Source organism: Arthrobacter sp. ERGS1:01 (assembly GCF_001281315.1).
Lineage (GTDB): Bacteria > Actinomycetota > Actinomycetes > Actinomycetales > Micrococcaceae > Specibacter.
Window position 1 is genome coordinate 1078869 of the sequence record NZ_CP012479.1, and the last position, 16387, is coordinate 1095255.

At 69.0% G+C, this 16387-nt stretch carries 11 protein-coding genes; 7 read left to right on the forward strand and 4 right to left on the reverse strand.

Annotated features, from left to right (window positions below; all coding sequences use genetic code 11):
* Window positions 1-10: 10 nt before the first annotated feature.
* The gene (locus AL755_RS08735) at window positions 11-382 is read right to left on the reverse strand and encodes a BlaI/MecI/CopY family transcriptional regulator (protein ID WP_054010678.1); all 372 of its coding nucleotides are present in this window, start codon (window positions 380-382) and stop codon (window positions 11-13) included.
* 220 nt (window positions 383-602) lie between these two features.
* Here AL755_RS08735 and AL755_RS08740 point away from each other — a divergent pair, with 220 nt between their 5' ends.
* Genes AL755_RS08740 through AL755_RS08755 form a run of 4 tightly spaced genes read left to right on the forward strand, consistent with a single transcriptional unit; the run spans window position 603 to window position 7699 of the window.
* Window positions 603-2204 (forward strand): cytochrome ubiquinol oxidase subunit I, encoded by a 1602-nt coding sequence (locus tag AL755_RS08740; protein ID WP_054010679.1) that lies wholly within the window; start codon window positions 603-605, stop codon window positions 2202-2204.
* Between the two features lie 46 nt (window positions 2205-2250).
* Window positions 2251-3291 (forward strand): cytochrome d ubiquinol oxidase subunit II, encoded by a 1041-nt coding sequence (gene cydB / locus AL755_RS08745; RefSeq protein WP_054010680.1) that lies wholly within the window; start codon window positions 2251-2253, stop codon window positions 3289-3291.
* Between the two features lies 1 nt (window position 3292).
* A complete protein-coding gene (cydC, locus tag AL755_RS08750) occupies window positions 3293-6706 on the forward strand; it encodes a thiol reductant ABC exporter subunit CydC (RefSeq protein ID WP_054010681.1) in 3414 nt (1137 codons plus the stop codon).
* Between the two features lie 9 nt (window positions 6707-6715).
* Complete coding sequence (locus tag AL755_RS08755) at window positions 6716-7699, forward strand: GNAT family N-acetyltransferase (RefSeq protein WP_054010682.1); 984 nt, start codon at window positions 6716-6718, stop codon at window positions 7697-7699.
* Between the two features lie 4 nt (window positions 7700-7703).
* Here AL755_RS08755 and AL755_RS08760 read toward each other — a convergent pair whose 3' ends face one another.
* Both AL755_RS08760 and AL755_RS08765 read right to left on the reverse strand, forming a co-directional pair.
* Window positions 7704-8222, reverse strand: coding sequence for a DinB family protein (locus tag AL755_RS08760; RefSeq protein ID WP_054010683.1), 519 nt, complete (start codon window positions 8220-8222; stop codon window positions 7704-7706).
* Window positions 8223-8239: 17 nt separating this feature from the next.
* The gene (locus AL755_RS08765; protein ID WP_082369030.1) at window positions 8240-10858 is read right to left on the reverse strand and encodes a DNA gyrase/topoisomerase IV subunit A; all 2619 of its coding nucleotides are present in this window, start codon (window positions 10856-10858) and stop codon (window positions 8240-8242) included.
* A gap of 86 nt (window positions 10859-10944) precedes the next feature.
* Here AL755_RS08765 and AL755_RS08770 point away from each other — a divergent pair, with 86 nt between their 5' ends.
* The 3 genes from AL755_RS08770 (at window position 10945) to AL755_RS08780 (ending at window position 15573) form a co-directional block, all read left to right on the forward strand.
* Window positions 10945-13620 carry a bifunctional acetate--CoA ligase family protein/GNAT family N-acetyltransferase gene (locus tag AL755_RS08770; RefSeq protein ID WP_054010684.1) on the forward strand — a complete coding sequence of 892 codons (2676 nt, stop codon included), beginning with the start codon at window positions 10945-10947 and terminating at the stop codon, window positions 13618-13620.
* Window positions 13621-13696: 76 nt separating this feature from the next.
* Window positions 13697-14383, forward strand: a complete 687-nt coding sequence (locus tag AL755_RS08775) for a DUF5998 family protein (protein ID WP_054010685.1) — start codon at window positions 13697-13699, stop codon at window positions 14381-14383.
* A 5-nt stretch (window positions 14384-14388) separates the two neighbouring features.
* A complete protein-coding gene (locus AL755_RS08780; RefSeq protein ID WP_237762638.1) occupies window positions 14389-15573 on the forward strand; it encodes an alkaline phosphatase family protein in 1185 nt (394 codons plus the stop codon).
* Window positions 15574-15664: 91 nt separating this feature from the next.
* Here the strand turns inward: AL755_RS08780 and AL755_RS08785 are convergent, their stop codons facing one another.
* Window positions 15665-16162 carry a hypothetical protein gene (locus tag AL755_RS08785; protein WP_054010687.1) on the reverse strand — a complete coding sequence of 166 codons (498 nt, stop codon included), beginning with the start codon at window positions 16160-16162 and terminating at the stop codon, window positions 15665-15667.
* Window positions 16163-16387: the final 225 nt, after the last annotated feature.

A 16387-nucleotide genomic window follows, 5' to 3' on the forward strand; every position in this document is an offset into this window, starting at 1 on the left:
TGCGGCCCGGCTAGTGCCCGAGCAGCTTGCGCAGGGTCTCGGCCTCGCCCTCGCTGACGGTGCCGATGAAGCGTGCCAGGACCGCCTCCCGGTCCGGCGCCGAGCCCAGCACCTCGAGCATGAGCTCGGCCGTGTGGTCGGCGCGGCTCGTGACGGCGCGGTAGCGGTGCGGGCGGGAGGAACGCTCACGTTCCACCAGCCCCTTCTTCTCCAGCCGCGAGAGCACCGTCAGGACGGTGGTGACGGCCAGCGGCCGGGAATCGGCCTCGGTTGAGGACGGCCGCTGCGAGAGCAGGTCACGCAGGATGTTGGCCGTAATGGCCTCCTGGTGCTCCCACAAGAGATCCATCACGGCCCGTTCAAGGTCCCCAAGAGTCGCCATGTCAGATCCTTCCCCACTGTCTTTCTTGTTGCCGTACTTCATCAAAAGTCTGTCCGGCACGAACGGCCCGACCCTAAACTGTGGGTCAGGCGACGTTTTGCCGTTACGACAAATGTACAGGTTTTGACAGCAATGTTCTACACGGGGTAGAACTTGAACTTCTACATGTTGTAGAAAGTTTCTTGGGGCTCGGCGCCTATACGCGGATTGAGGGAAGTTGATGGAAGCTCTGGACATTGCCCGGTGGCAGTTCGGAATCGTCACGGTGTACCACTTTTTGATGGTTCCGCTGACGATCGGGCTCGGCACGCTGGTGGCCATCATGCAAACCACCTGGCTGCGCACGGGCAAGGAGGAATACCTGCGCATGACGAAGTTCTGGGGGAAACTCTTCCTCATCAACTTCATCATGGGTGTCGCCACGGGCATCGTGCAGGAATTCCAGTTCGGCATGGCATGGAGCGAATACAGCCGCTTCGTGGGCGACGTCTTCGGCGCCCCGCTGGCCATGGAGGCGCTGCTCGCGTTCTTCGTCGAATCAACCTTCCTGGGCCTGTGGATCTTCGGCTGGAAGAAACTGCCCGCCAAAATCCACCTGGCCTGCCTGTGGATCGCCGTCTGTGGCTCCATCGTCTCCGCCTACTTCATCCTTGTCGCCAACTCCTGGATGCAGCACCCCGTGGGCGTTGAAATGCACAACGGCCACCCCCAGATGGTGGACGCCTGGGCCGTCTTCACGAACAACACCGCCCTCGTGGCCTTCTTCCACACCATCACCGGCGCCCTGGCCGTTGCCGGCGCCTTCCTGCTCGGCATCGCCTGGTACCACCTGTGGCGCCGCCGCCACGACGGCATCGACACCGTAGACGCGAACGGACGCGTGGTGGTGGGGGAGTCGGCCACCATCCCGGGCAGGGACAAGAAGGACCACTCCCTGTGGATCAAGTCCCTACGGATCGGCGCCGTGGTGGCGATCATCGGCTTTGGCGGCTCCGCGATCTCCGGGGACCTCTCCGGCAAGCTCATGTTTGAACAGCAGCCCATGAAGATGGCCGCCGCCGAGGCCGCCTGCCACGACGGCACCAGCTTCTCGGTGCTGTCGATCGGCAACCTCAGCAGCCGCAACTGCGACGACGTCAAGGCCGTCATCGAGATCCCCGGCCTGCTCTCCTTCCTGGCCCACAGCGACTTCACGACCGACGTCAAGGGCGTCAACACGCTGGTGCCCGAATACCAGGCCAAATACGGCACCAACCTGCCCGACAACCCCATCTACGGCAGCCGCGCCGGCCAGGCCATCAACTACGTGCCCGTCATGCCCGTGACCTACTGGGGCTTCCGCATGATGATCGGCTTTGGCGGGCTTGCCGCCCTGGCCGCGGCCGTGGCGCTCTACGCCACCCGCAAGGGGACCGTGCCGCGCCCCAAATGGCTCATGCGACTGGCCCTGGTGGGCATCCTGGCCCCGTTCGGCGCCAACGCGGCCGGCTGGATCTTTACCGAAATGGGCAGGCAGCCATTCGTGGTGGCGCCCAACCCGTCGATGAGCGGCATCGACCAGGTGTTCATGTTCACCGCGGCCGCCGTCTCGCCCGGCGTTTCGGCAGGGGAGCTGATCTTCTCCGTCGCGGCCCTGGGCACCGTGTACGCCGTGCTGCTGGTGGTGGAGGTGGTATTGCTGACCAAGTACATCCGCGGCGGCGCCGTTTCCGCCATGCCGGAGCTGGCCCATCCGCCCAAGGGTCCCGCTGACGGGGCCGACGACGACGCCACCGGCGATGACGGGAAGGCCGGCGACGATGTCCTTGCCTTTGCCTACTGAGCCCACCGCCAACCCCGCGCCGACCCGCTGGATTTAAGGACTACCCATGGACTTCCTCCCCACCCTGTGGTTCATTCTCATCGCCGTGCTGTGGACCGGCTACCTGTTCCTTGAGGGCTTCGACCTCGGCGTCGGCATGCTCATGAAGACCTTCGCCCGGGATGAAAAGGAGCGCCGGCTCCTGCTGAACACGGTTGGACCGGTGTGGGACGGCAACGAGGTGTGGCTGCTGACGGCCGCCGGAGCCACCTTCGCAGCGTTCCCGTTCTGGTACGCATCCTTGTTCTCCTCCCTGTACATTCCGCTCGTGTTCGTACTCCTGGCCCTGATCTTCCGGGCCGTGGCCTTCGAATACCGCGGCAAGGTGCACGCAGACAGGTGGCGGACCGCCTGGGACTGGGCCATCGCGCTGGGCTCCTTCGTAGCCGCATTCGGCATCGGCGCCATGCTGGGCCTGACCACCACGGGCCTGCCGCTGAACGCCAACGGCGACCGCGTGGGCGGGCCGTTCGCCTGGTTCACCTGGTACGCCGTGCTGGGCGGGCTCGCCGTGGTGTGCTTTGCCCTGGTCCACGCCGCAGCGTTCCTGGCCCTGAAGACCGACGGCGCCGTGCGCCTCCGTGCCCGCCGCCTCGTGGGGCGGTGGCTCCCGCTGGGACTGCTGCCGCTGGCCGCTTGGGCCGTGTCCGTGGCCGTGATGAACGGCAAATGGTTCAGCTGGCTGTTGATCGGTGTCGCCGTCGTAGCCGCCGCGGCATCCTGGCTGGCCAACCGGCGGGACCGGGAGGGCTTCAGCTTCCTGGCCATGGGCGTGTTCCTGGTGGTGGGCAGTGCCGCCATCTTCAGCGCCGTGTTCCCCGTGGTGCTGCCCTCAACGCTCAACGACGCCTGGAACCTGACGGTGTCCAACGCCTCGTCCTCCCCATATACGCTGCGCCTCATGTCCATCGTGGCGGCCGTCGGCGTGCCGCTCGTGCTGGCCTACCAGGCATGGACGTACTGGATCTTCCGCAAGCGCATCTCCGTGGCGAACCTGCCCGAACCGCACGACTTTGCCGCCGCCGTCGCCCCCGGAGGGAACGCCTAGCATGAGCCCGCGCCCCGCCATCCCCGCCGGCAAACGCACCCGCCGGGCCCTGGCCGGCCTGGCGGCACTCGCGGCCCTGAAGGCCGTGGCCCTGGTGCTGATCATGGCAGCCCTGGCCCACGCCCTGGCCCGTTGGGCCGGCGGCGCCAACCCGGACGCCGTCAGGCTCGCCGTGCAAGGCGGAGTGGGCGCGCTGTTGTTGGGCGGTGCCGTGTGGGGCCAGCAAATCCTGGCCCGCCGCGCCGCCCTCGGCACCAAGGAGGAATTGCGCGCTAAACTCATCGCCCACCGGCTGAGCCCGCGCGGACTGGCCGGGAGCCGGGGCGACGTCGGCGCCGAGGGCATGCTGGCCAGCCGCGGCCTGGACGGCCTGGACGACTACTTCACCGCCTACCTGCCGGCGCTCGTCAGCTGCGCCGTGCTGCCGCTCATGCTGGGCGTGCAAATCCTCATCTCCGACTGGGTCAGCGCACTCATCGTGGTCCTCACCGTCCCCCTGGTGCCGGTGTTCATGATCCTGATCGGCTTCCACACCCAGGAACGGGTGGAACTGGCCGCCAAGGGGCTCGACCGGCTCTCCAACCACCTGCTGGAACTGGCCCGCGGGCTGCCCGTATTGGTGGGCCTGCGCCGCGCCGGCGCCCAGCGCAAGGCGCTCGCCGACGTGTCCGAACGCTACCGCAGCTCCACCATGGCCACACTGCGCACGGCATTCCTGTCCTCCATGGCGCTGGAATTGATCAGCACCATCTCCGTGGCCGTGGTGGCCGTGTTCATCGGCGTGCGGCTGGTCTACGGGGACATGCCGCTGGAAGCCGGGCTGCTGGCCCTCATGCTGGCCCCCGAATGCTTCCGGCCGCTGCGCGAGGTGGGCGCCGCCCACCATGGCAGCGAGGACGGCGTCGAGGCGCTGCGCCGGGTCAATGAAATCCTTGCCGACGGGGCGGCTACCGACGTGCCCGCCACGTTCGACGCTGGCAATCCGGTTGTCGCGGCCGCTCACCTGGCCGTGAGCTACCCGGACCGGACCGAACCGGCGCTCGCCGACTTCTCTGCCTCCGTCGAGCCCGGCGGCGTGCTGGTCCTGGACGGTGCCAGCGGCACGGGAAAGTCAACGGCCCTTGCAGCCTTCGCCGGAGTCCTGTCAGGCAGCGGCGCCGGTCTGTCCGGCGAACTGCGGCCGGCCCGCCCGGGCACCGCCGTGTGGGTGGCCCAGCATCCGGCCTTCACCGAGGACACCGTCGCAGCCGATGTTGCGCTCTACGCGGCCGGCCCCGCCGGAATTCCCGTCCCCGAGACCGTTGTCGCGGACGCGCTGGTCCGCGTCAACGCCGCACACCTGGCGGGCCGGTCACCGTGGGATTGCAGCCCGGGGGAACTGCGCCGCGTGGCCGTGGCCCGGGCGCTGGCCCGCATAGCGGCCGATCCCGCCTTCGACGTGGCCCTCCTGGACGAGCCCACCGCCCACCTTGACCCGGAATCCGCCGACGCCGTCCGCCGGGCCCTGGCCGCACTCCGCGGCACCGTGGCCCTGGTGGTGGCCACCCACGACACCGTGCTGGCCGCCCTTCTTCGCGGCGAAACGGCGCCCGCGCAGTCCCACGGCGCGCAGTCCCACCCCGCCACCGTGGAGCCCCTACCGGACTCACAGGGGTCCGCGCAAGAGTCCGCAGCCCCGTCCTCAGCCGACCAGAACGGCACCGAGACCGGGCCCGCACGGTTCAAATGGTCCTGGCTGCGGCAGTTGCCGTGGCGCTCGCCGCGGTTTGCGGCCGGCGTCATCGTTTCCGCCTTGGCGACCCTAAGCGCCGCCGCCTTGTCCGGGGTCTCCGGCTGGCTGATCGTGTGGGCCGCCGACCGCCCGCCCATGCTGTACCTCATGACGCTCATTGTTGGCGTCCGAGCCTTTGGCTTGGGCCGCTCCGTGCTGCGGTACTGCGAGCGGCTCCTCACGCACGACGCCGTGTTCCGCTGGGCCGCCGGGCTGCGCCTGAAGCTGTGGGACGCGCTGGGCTCGAACGTCCGCCACTGGGGCAGGCTGACCCGCTCCGGCGGCTCGCTGGGCACGCTCGTGGCCGACGTCGACGAACTCCGCGACGCCCTGCCGCGCGCCGTGGTGCCGATCCCGGCCGCCGCCATCTCCTTCCTGGCCGTGCTGGCCGCCGTTCTCTGGCTGGCTCCGCCGGCCACCGGCGTGGTGGTGGTCCTGGGCGTGCTGGCCCTGCTGGTGCTGCCTGTGGTGGTCTTCCGCTCACAACGCCGGGCCTCCGCCGCTGCCGCCCTGCACCGCTCCTGGCTGGCCGGCCGGGCCACCACCTTGCTGTCCGCGGCCGGGCAGCTGTCCGCCAACGGCGTGGGGGAGGCGCAGGCGGCTGACTTTGCCCGCCGTGACCTGGCCGTCTCCGCCCCGCTGCGCCGGCTGGCCTGGTCCAACGGGCTGGGACAGTCGGCCGTGTCCGTGCTGACCTCATTGGCGGCCGTTGCCGTCACGGCGGCCGCGATCGCCGCCGGGATCGACCCGCGCGCCGCGGCCGTGGCGGCCCTGCTCATGCTGGCCCTCGCCGAACCCCTGGGCCAGTACGTTGACGCCGTGGCCGAGCTTCCCGTGCTGGGCGCCATGCTGGCCCGCACCATGCCGCTGCTGGACGCCCCGCCCACCGTGGGTGCCGGAGCTGCACGGGACGGAGCCGTGCTTGAGGGTGCAGGGGCAGACGCCACCACCGAGGTGGAAACGCTGCGGCTGGACAACGTCACGGCCCGCTACCCGGACGCTGCTGAGCCCGTCTTCACGGGCATCAGCGGGGGCACAAGCCGCGGGCAGTGGTGGTCCGTGACCGGGCCGTCGGGCTCCGGGAAATCCACCCTCCTGGCCGTATTGCTCGGCTTCCTCGCCCCGGAGGCGGGACGGTACACGCTCAATGACACAGCCGCGAACGCGGAGACGCTGCGGAACATCGCCTGGTGCCCGCAGGAGGCCTACCTGTTCAACTCCACCCTGCGCGGAAACCTGGCGCTGGCCCGTCCGGCCACGTCGCCGCCGGACGACGCCGAACTTGAGTCAGTCCTGGAAACCGTGGGCCTGGGCCCTTGGTTGGCCGGCCTGCCGGACGGCTTGGAAACCCGTGTGGGCCCCGGCGGGCACTCGCTCTCCGGCGGGCAGCGCACCCGGGTGGCCGTGGCCCGCACGCTCGTGGCCGGCGCCGGCGTCGTGCTGCTCGATGAACCCACGGCACACTTGGGCGCCGACGAGGCCGTGGAGCTGGTCGTGGAGCTGCGCGGTGCCCTCAAGGACGCCGCCGTGGTGCTCGTGACGCACGATTCCGCCCTGGCTGCGGAGGGTGACACCCGCCTGGTGCTTGAATCTCGACAGGCCGTCACCGCCGATTCCGTGGTGCGGGCAGGGGCCGGCGTTTAGGCTGGGGGAATGACGAACCAGGCCCCCATCGCCCTGCCCGCCGCCGACGGACTGTACTTCCGGCCGCTTTCGGAAGCCGATCTCCAAGGGTGGCTGGAGCTCGTGGTGCGCATCGCCGAGGCCGAGAAGGCGCCCTGGCACGACCAGCGCTCGGACCTGGTGGAGGTGCTGGAATCGGAGCAGGACCCGGTGGCCGAGAACACCCTGATTGGCGTCGATACCGACGGCGCGCCCCGGGCCTATGGATTCGTGGCCAAGAACCCCGCCTCCGCCTACGGCTATGCCTTTGGCGGCGTCGACCCCACCTGGCAGCGGCGGGGGATCGGCAGGGCGGTGCTGGCCTGGCAGGAGGCGCACGTGCGCCGGCGCTGTGCGGCCGACGGCAGCGAAACCCCCATGGTGCGCACGTACACCGAGGAGGGCAACCCCGCCCGCAACGCCCTGCTGACCAGTGCCGACTACGGCATCGTGCGGTATTTTTCGGAGATGCTGCGCCCGCTGACGGACGCCCCCGAGGTCCGGGAGGCGCACGGCATCCGGCTCGTGCCGTTCACCCCCGAGCTGGCCGAACCCGTCAGGCTCGCCCACAACGAGGCGTTCACCGACCACTGGGGCTCGGCGCCGCGCAGCGAACAAAAATGGGCTTTCCTGCTCAAACACGAGGACCTGCGCCCCGACTGGTCGGCCGTGGCGCTCGACGCCGCCACGGGCGAGGTTGCCGGCTACCAGCTCTCCATGTACGACCCCGAACGGTTTGCCAGGGAGGGCCGCCGGGAGGGCTACACGGAGATCCTCGGCGTCCGGCGCGCGTGGCGGGGCCGCGGCATCGCCCAGGCCCTGCTGGCCGACGCCATGGCCCGGTACAAGGCGGCCGGCATGGACCACGCCAGCCTGGACGTGGACACCGAAAATCCCTCGGGTGCCCTGGGCCTCTACGAGTTCCTGGGCTACCGGCCGCTGCGCCGCAGCATGGCCTGGGACAAGGTGCTGTAGCCGCCTACGCGTCGATGTCGTGCAGGTGGTGGATGACGTCGTGCAGGAAGTAGCCGGCCAGGGTCAGCACCGTGAATTCCGAGCCGTTGCTGCGCAGCCCGCGCCGCTCCCACTGCTCCTGTGTGACGGAGCCAAAGGCGTCCGCCACGTCGCTGCCGGCCTGCACCAGTTGGTGGTAGACCTCCCGGGCGTCAAGCCCCGCATAGTTCCCATCGAGGGCCGCCTGGTCCTGGTCCCAGTTGGCAAACACCGGGTTCTCCTGCGTGAGCATGAGTTGCAGACGGGCCTCGAACACGTCGAAGACGTCGCGGACGTGGGCGGCATACTCAAGCACCGACCACGTTGAGTCGTCGGGGCGCTGGTCCGCCGTCGCCCGGTTCAGGGCCGCCTGCCAGCGCGGCAGCAGGGCCGGGATGGCGGTGGCGACGGCGGCCGGGGTGGTTTTGGCCGCCTCGAAACCGCACTCCGGGCACGGTGCGGACAGCACCCAGGTCCAGTCTTTGTCATCCGGAATGATAGGCATGCGCCCAGTGTATGCGGTTACTGGAGGGGCAGCTCAAATGCTTCCTGGGTTGCCTCCGGAATTGGCGCCGGATCCGACGCCGGCGCCGAGACGGCAGCCGGGGGAGCCTTGGGTGTCGGCTCGGCTGCGTGCGAGCCTTCTCCGCCCACGCTGGGTCCCACCAGTTCGATGGCCGCGGACAGGGCCACGCCGGAACCGTCCCGGTGCCCGTGCTCCACGGGCAATGCCCGGGCCACGCCGGTGGCAGTGGACGCCTTGGCCGGGCCGTGCCCCGCCCAGGACACCATTAGCCGGTCCTCGCCCTTCAGGAAGCGGTGTGCGCGCACGCCGCCGGTGGCCCGCCCCTTGGCCGGGTATTCGGTGAACGCGGTGACCTTCGCGCTGCCCGACGGCGTGCCGGGCAGGGCGTCCTGCCCGCCGGCCACCGTGACCACCACGGCGTCGGGGTCCGCAACGGACACTACGCCGAAGCTGAGCACGGAATCGTCCGCGGCAAGCTTGATTCCGGCCATGCCGCCGGCCGTGCGGCCCTGCGGGCGCACGTTGGCGGCACTGTAGCGCAGCAGTTGGGCGCGTTCGGTGATGAAGACGAGTTCGTCGTCGTCGTTCACGGCCACGGCGGCACCCACCACGACGTCCCTGGGCTTGAGCATGATGTACTCCCACTCGTCCCGGTTCAGCGGGTACTCGGGGGTGACCCGCTTGACGACGCCGGCGGCCGTGCCCACGGCGAAGACCGTGTTGAGCGGCACGAAGCCGATGAGGGTTTCGCCCTTGGTGAGCGTGATGAATTCCTTGGCCGCCACGCCGCCGGCCAGATTGGGCAGCGAGTTGGTGGGCGGCAGCACGGGCATGTCCACGACCTGCAGGCGCAGCATCCGGCCCAGTGAGGTCAGGGCGCCGATCTCGGCCCGGGCACTGGTTTTGATGATGGAGGTGAACACGTCGTGCTTGGTGCGCCCGCCGGCCTCGACCAGCGTCTCCGCCGTGGAGGTGCGCGCGATCTGCCCCGAGGCGCTCAGCAGCACCCAGCAGGGGTCGTCGGCGATCTCCAGGGCCAGCGGGGCCACCTTGCCCTTGCCCGCGGGGCCGGCGGCCGCCAGCGCCTTGGCGACGGACGGGGCCATGGCCTCGGATTCCAGCAGCACGGTGCGGCGCGGGGTGGAGTACTTGGCCGCGACCTCGCCGAGTTCGTCGGAGACCAGCTGGTGGAGCAGTTCCTTCGACCCGAGGATGGCTTCGAGGGCGGCGATTTCGCGGCGGAGTTCGTCGCGTTCGGCCTCCAGCTCCACCATGGAGAAGCGGGTGAGCCGGCGCAGCTGCAGGTCCAGGATGTAGTTGGTCTGGATTTCGGAGAGGTCGTAGATGGCCATGAGGCGTTCGCGGGCGGCCGCGACCTCGTCGGAGCTGCGGATGATCTGGATGACCTCGTCGATGTCGACGATGGCCAGCAGCATGCCCTCCACCAGGTGCAGGCGGTCCTGCTTCTTGCCCAGCCGGAACGCGGTGCGGCGGCGGACCACGTCGATGCGGTGGGCCACGAAGACCTGCAGCAGCGGCAGCAGGCCCAGGGTTTGCGGCTGCCCGTCCACGAGGCAGACGTTGTTGATGCCGAAGGAGTCTTCCATGGGGGTGTAGCGGTACAGCTGGGCCATGACGGCGGCCGGGTTGAAGCCGTTCTTGATCTCGATGACCAGGCGCAGCCCGTGCTTGCGGTCGGTCAGGTCCACGAGGTCCGCAATGCCCACCAGTTTCTTGGTGTTGATGGCGTCCTTGATCTTCTCGATGACCTTTTCCGGGCCCACCAGGTACGGCAGTTCGGTGACGACCAGGCCCACCCGGCGGGGGGAGAGCTGTTCGACGGCCATCGTGGCCCGGGTCTTGAAGGAGCCGCGGCCCGTGGCGTAGGCGTCGCGGATGCCCTGCAGGCCCACGATGCGCCCGCCCGAGGGCAGGTCCGGCCCGGGGACGTACGCCATGACGTCCTCAAGGGTTGCCTCGGGGTTGGCGATCAGGTGCTGGGCGGCGGCAATGACCTCGCCCAGGTTGTGCGGGGCCATGTTGGTGGCCATGCCCACGGCAATGCCGCTGGCGCCGTTGACCAAAAGGTTAGGGTACGCGGCCGGCAGCACCGAGGGCTGCATCATCTCGTTGTCGTAGCTGGGCACGAAGTCCACCACGTCTTCGCCCAGGTTGCCCGTCAGCTCCAGGGCTGGGGCGGCCATGCGGGCCTCCGTGTACCGGGGGGCGGCGGGGCCGTCGTCGAGCGAGCCAAAGTTGCCGTGCCCGTCGATCAGGGGCAGGCGCAGGGAGAAGTCCTGGGCCATGCGCACCATGGTGTCGTAGATGGCGGTGTCGCCGTGCGGGTGCAGCTTGCCCATGACCTCGCCCACCACGCGGGCGCTCTTGACGTGTCCCTTGTCGGGGCGCAGGCCCATCTCGCTCATCATGTAAAGGATGCGCCGCTGCACCGGCTTCAGGCCGTCCCGGGCATCGGGGAGCGCCCGGGAGTAGATCACCGAATAGGCGTACTCAAGGAAGGAACCTTCCATTTCACTGGAGACGTCAATGTCAACGATGTTCTCGGTGAAGTCTTCGCCCATCGTTTCATTGGCGGGTTGTTGGCGCTTGGCCATGGTGGTGTTGGTTCCTTACCTTGTGTGGTGCGGGTGTTGCGGGCGGGCATGGGCGCTAAAGGCAATCATGTCGGTACAGTAATTCTATGGTGAAGCCAGGGGACGTGCCCGAATATCCGGCGCATTGGGAGGCCGATGTCGTGCTGCGCGACGGCGGAACGGGCCATTTGCGGCCCATGACGGCCGCGGACGCCGACGCCGTGCAGGCCTTCCACATGGCCCAGTCGCAAAATTCCATCTACCTGCGCTTCTTCACCTACAAGTCCAAGCTGACCGCCAAGGAGCTGCGCCGCTTCACCGAACTGGACTATCGGGACCGGGTGGCGCTGGTCATCACCCGTGGTGCGGAGATCATCGGCATTGGCCGCTACGACCGCCTCGATGATCCCACCGAGGCGGAGGTGGCGTTCAACGTCTCCGACGCCAACCAGGGCCGCGGGCTTGGCTCCATCCTGCTCGAGCACCTGGCCGCGGCCGCCCGGGAGAACGGCATCGACAAGTTCACCGCCGAGGTCCTGCCGGAAAACCGCAAGATGCTCCAGGTCTTCTCCGACGCCGGCTACGAGGTGCACCGGCACTTCGAGGACGGCGTCGTGTCCCTGGAGTTCCAGATCGACCCGACGGAAAAATCCCGGGCGGTCATGGAATCCCGGGAACACCGCGCCGAGGCGCGCAGCGTGGCCGGTCTCCTGGCCCCGGCATCGGTGGCCGTCATCGGCGCCAGCCGGGCCTGGGGGAGCGTGGGCCAGCAGCTCCTGGAGCACATTGTGGAGGGGCGGTTCACCGGCGCCGTGCACGCGGTCAACCACGACGCCCTGGAGGTGTCGGGCATGATGCCGCACGCCAGGATCGCCGAGGTCCCCGGACCCGTGGACCTGGCCGTGATCGCCGTCCCCTACGACCAAGTGCCCGCCGTCGTGGACCAGTGCGGGGCCGCAGGGGTGAAGGGCATCGTGGTGGTCACCGCCGGATTCGCCGACGACGGCGCTCGCGGGCTGGCCCGCCAGCGCGCCCTGGTGCGCCAGGCCCGGGCCAACGGCATGCGCCTGGTGGGACCGGCCTCTCTGGGCCTGGCCAACACGGATCCCGCCGTGTCACTGAACGCCTCCATGGCGCCCGGCCTGCCCCTGCGGGGAGGGCTGGGCATCTTCAGCCAGTCGGCCGCCCTGGGGGTGTCCCTCTACGCGTCCATGAGCCGGCGCGAGATCGGCCTGTCCACGGTGCTGTCCGCCGGGAACCGAGCCGACGTTTCCGGCAACGACCTCATGCAGTTCTGGGAGGACGACCCCCACACCACCGTATGCGGACTGTACCTGGAATCCATCGGCAACCCGCGCAAGTTCTCCCGGATCTCCCGGCGGCTGGCCCGCAGCAAACCCGTCATCGTCGCCAAGTCCGACACCATGGGGCTGCGACTGCCCCCGGGGCACGCAGTACGCACCACCCAGGCACCGGCCGGCGCGCTTGACGCCATGCTGCGCCAATCCGGCGTCATCCGCGTCAACACGATCGAGGAGCTGGCCGACGTCGCACAGATCGTGGTCGGCCAGCCGCTGCCACGGGGGCCCAGGCTCGCCGTCGTGGGCAACTCCCTGGCCCTTGGCACCGTGGTCGCCGACTCCGCCGAACAACTCGGCCTCACGGTCACCAGCATGGACAACGCCCTGGCGCTGGACACCGGCCAGTCACGGGCCCTGCCGTTGTTGGCCCACACCCTGGGGGAGGCCCTGGCCCGCGACGACGTCGATTCCGCCATCGTGACCCTGCTGCCCGTCACCGGGCTCACCATCGACGCGATCGCCGGTACGCTCAGGGCCTGCTCGGAGACGGCGGGCAAACCCGTCATCGCCGTCTTCACCGGCATCGTGGACGCCGGCATCCAGGTCAACCGCCAGCTCGACGGCGGCCTGCCGTCCTATTCGAGCCCCGGCACCGCCATCGCGGCGCTCGCAGCCGTGACGCGCTACGCCCACTGGCTCACGCTGGAAAAGCCAAGCTTCGACCGCCCCGCCGGCGTGGACACCGACGCCGTGACAGCCCTCTTGGAGCAATGGCTGGAGGGCATCGAGGGGGATGGGCTGCTGAGCCTGGATGCGGGCCGCACCCGGGAGCTGTTGGGCCACTACGGGATCGAGGTGCTCGAATCCGTGCCGTTCCACAGCGACGACGAGGCCGTGGCGGCCGCCGAACGGCTCGGCTGGCCGGTGGCCATCAAGACCCTTGACCCGGCGTTGCGGCACCGGCTGGACCTGGGCGGGGTGCGCATCAACATTGAAAACGCCCCGTCGCTGCGCCGGAACATCGGCCAGATGCGCAAACTGCTCGAACAGTACGGCCACGTCGAACTGGAGGTCCAGTCCATGGCCGAGGTGGGCCAGTCGTGCACCCTGCGCGCCATCGAGGACCCGCTGCTGGGTCCCGTGGTGTCGTTCGGGCTGTCCGGGGATGCGGTGAACCTCCTCGACGATTGGGCGCACCGGGTGCCGCCGCTGTCCGTGGGCGACACGGCCGAACTGGTCCGCTCACCCCGGGCCGCCGTGAAGCTGTTTGGCTACGGGGGGCTGCCGGCCGGAAACGTTGCGGCGCTCGAGGACCTGGTTGCCCGGGTGGGGCTCATGAAGGACGAACACCCGGAAATTGCGTGGGTGGAGTTCAACCCGATCCTGGTGGGACCCAGCCGGGTGACGGTGCTCGCCGTCGAACTTCGCATCGGCAACCCGGCACGACGCACCGACAGCGCCCGCCGGGCCCTGGTTTCCTAGCCCGGGCCCGCCGCCGGGGTGCCCGGACGGCACGGCCCGGTTCGCAACGGTCGTGGCAAAGTGCCAAAATGGTTGAATGAACAGCTTCGGAGCCGGCGCCCCGGCCAACACCAAGGGCCGCGACCTGGAATCTGCACTTCAACGCGCCGGCTTCTACCCGCGGCTCGTGGCGGACGTGGTCAATGACGCCCTGGACGGACAGGAGTGCCTGGCCCATCTGGTGCACCTGGAAACCCACTTCGACAGGACCGAGGTGCACCGCCACATCACCGTCCTGGTGCTGACCGAGGACATGCTGGTCATCACCCACGTGGACGACCAGCAGCTCGACGACGCCGGCGAGCAGGTGGTGGCCCAGGTCTCCACCGAGTCGGTGCCGGTCAGCCAGATCCGCTCCGTGGTGCTCAGTTACACCTACGCCCAGCCGCAGGACTACAAGCCCTCCGACCCGGCCCGTGAACTGACTGTCTCGATCGCCTGGTCCGGCGGGCAGCGCGTCGACATGGGGCCGGCTGCCTGCGGGGACCCCAACTGCGACGCCGACCACGGCTACACCGGCACCATTGTCCAGGAGGACCTCGCCCTGCGGATCAGCGCCGAGGCCGAGGGCCTGCAGGCCGTGGCTGACGCCAAGGCCTTTGCCCGGGCACTGCGGGCCGTCAACACGGCCACGGGCGCCCCCGTCCACGCCGGCACGCCGGCGCCGGGGCCCAAGTTCCCCGTCCTGGGCCAGCGCCTGGGCCGATCCCACTACCGGCGCTGACGGGCGTGGGACAACCGGCACTGCCCGCAGCACCCGCCTATGGAAGCGGCACCGTCGCCGAGGTGTTCACCAGCGCCGCGGCGGCCCTGGGCGACGAACGCTTCAGCAACGCCCTGCGCCTGCCAACAAGCAAGCGCATTTGCGTGGTGCTCGTGGACGGGCTCGGCAAGGCCCTGTTGAAGCAGCGCGCCGGCCACGCACCTTTCCTGCGCGGGGTCATGGCGGCCGACGGCAGCGGTGAGCACCCGCGCACCCTCCAGGCCGCGTTCCCCAGCACCACGGCCACCTCGCTGGCCAGCCTGGGCACGGGCACGGTCCCCGGCAGCCACGGCATGCTCGGCTACGACGTCCTGGACCCTGACCAGGACAAGGTGGTGAACCTGCTGGGCAACTGGGATGCCGGCGTCGACCCCCACAGCTGGCAGCCCAACCCCACGGTGTTCGAGCAATTGGCCGGACACATCCCCACCGCTACCGTCAGCCTGCCCAAGTTCGAACACTCACCCATGACCAAGGCGGCCCTGCGCGGCAGCACGTTCCTGGGCGCCACATCCCCGCAGGCCCGCGTTGAACTGGCCGCACAGACGCTGGCGGAAAATCCCCGCATGCTCATGTACCTCTACTGGAGCGAACTGGACAAGGCCGGGCACGCACACGGCACCGATTCCCCCCAGTGGGAACACCAGCTGGAGGAGCTCGACGCCGGCATGAAGCGGTTGGCCGCCACGGCTCCGACGGATACCCTGATTCTGTTGACCGCCGACCACGGCATGGTGGATGTGCCCCGTTCGGCGCGGATCGACTTCTCGCAGTTCCCCGATCTGGTGGTGGGCGTGCGGCACACAGCCGGCGAGCCGCGCATGGTGCACCTGTACCTGGAGCCCGACGCCGGAGCTGCGGCCCGCGACCGCCTCGTCGAGGCCTGGCTGGAACGTTTTGGCAAGAAGGCCTGGGTGCTCACCCGGGACGAGGCAGTGGCCGCCGGGTACTTCGGCGAGGTCCGTCCCGAGGCGGCCGGCCGGATCGGCGACGTCCTGGTGGTGGCGCGCGAAACGATCGCCTTCTACGACATGCGCCGGGTCCGCCCGCAGGCCATCGAGGTGGTGGGCCAGCACGGCTCCATCACGAAGGCCGAACGCGAGGTTCCGCTGCTGCGCATTCCGGCCACCGGCAAGCCGCGCCGCCGCTAGGGGACTGCCTCGTTCGCCGGGCTAGTGCCTGACGGGCGAAACACTGCGCTGCGGCAGCCCAATACCAAGATTCCGGCGATCCAGTGGCTAACTACGCACAGAGACCAGCTCTAACGGTGTGGATGTTCGGGGTTCCGAAATCGGATGACAACCACGCATTTGCGCAAGCGGTGCTCTGTGAGTTCGCGAGACGCAGGTACGGGGTCCAGGCTGAGGCAGTTGTGTTGCGGATACTCACCCCAAATGCCGTGGAGCCGGCCTGGCGTCCCTCCGCCGCGATTGTCTGTTCGATCGTCACCGGGCTCGGAAACGACTGACTGTACAGAACCACCCTGGCCCAGTTTCCGTAGCAACCGAGCGACCAGCGAATTTCCAGTTTGCCAATCTCCTTACCCATCGTGACCCCGCGCTGGCCGTAAATCCCCACGGACTTCACGGACTCCACGGTCATCGCGTTCGAGTACCCGGATGGGTCTCCATTGCCCCCAAAGCTCGTACTACTTGCCGCTTGAGCCGGCACCGCGCTCAGCACCCCAAAACTCGCCGCCACCATGCCTGCAAGAACTGCTGTCTTCCAGTTCTTGAACATCTCAAACCCCCTGGTTAGTAGCCGATGTTCTACTTGAGAAAGGCCGGCGGTGACGGGGCCAGACCCCAAACGGGTGACATCTGGAGCTGGCCATTCCCTGCGCGGATGCCCATCCTGGCTCGGCAGGCATTACTCGTGATCCCGGCCCCTCCCGGATCCCGTCCCGCAGCAAGGTAATAAGTGTGGCCTTTGAAATAGTGAAATATCCAACGCATAGGATTTGTC